Raw genomic sequence first — 453 nt, 5'->3', positions numbered from 1 at the left:
CGGCGGCGATTGCTATAATTACGGCTGCGTGGCGAGCGGGTGGCTCGACGTGGTGGTCGAAGCGCAGCTCAAGATTTATGATTTCGCAGCGCTCGTCCCGATCGTCGAGGGCGCGGGCGGGCGGATGTGTGATTGGTCGGGCGATCCGCTCACCGGTGATTCGATCGGTGAAGTCATCGCTGCGGGCGACCCGGCGCGGATCGGGGAAATTCTCGAACTGCTCGCCTGTCGCGGCCATTGATCTTGCGTTTTGCGCGACTCACCGCTATGCGCCCGCCTTCCTGCGAGTAAGAGGAACTGCCCGGCCGGTATGGGCTGCCGTGGCCGTTCATAGATCGTCGCACAACTGAAAGGACGAAAATGCCCAAACTCAAGACGAAGAGCGGCGTTAAAAAGCGCTTCAAGCTCACCGCGAGCGGCCTGCTGAAGCACGGCGTCGCTGGCAAGCGCCAC

The 453-nt window shown here is 62.3% G+C and carries 2 protein-coding genes; both read left to right on the top strand.

What is annotated here, in order from left to right:
• Nucleotides 1-241: inositol monophosphatase family protein (locus AACY19_RS27295; RefSeq protein WP_339454603.1), on the top strand; the 241-nt coding region annotated here is incomplete at its 5' end.
• Nucleotides 242-360: 119 nt separating this feature from the next.
• Nucleotides 361-453 (top strand): large ribosomal subunit protein bL35 (locus tag AACY19_RS27290; RefSeq protein ID WP_339454604.1); only part of this gene is annotated, 93 nt, incomplete at its 3' end.

It is taken from the genome of Pseudomonas sp. EA_5y_Pfl2_R50 (assembly GCF_963970475.1).
Taxonomy (GTDB): domain Bacteria; phylum Pseudomonadota; class Gammaproteobacteria; order Pseudomonadales; family Pseudomonadaceae; genus Aquipseudomonas.
Note: the sequence above shows the minus strand (reverse complement) of the source record. Positions and strands in the feature narration are given on the sequence as shown.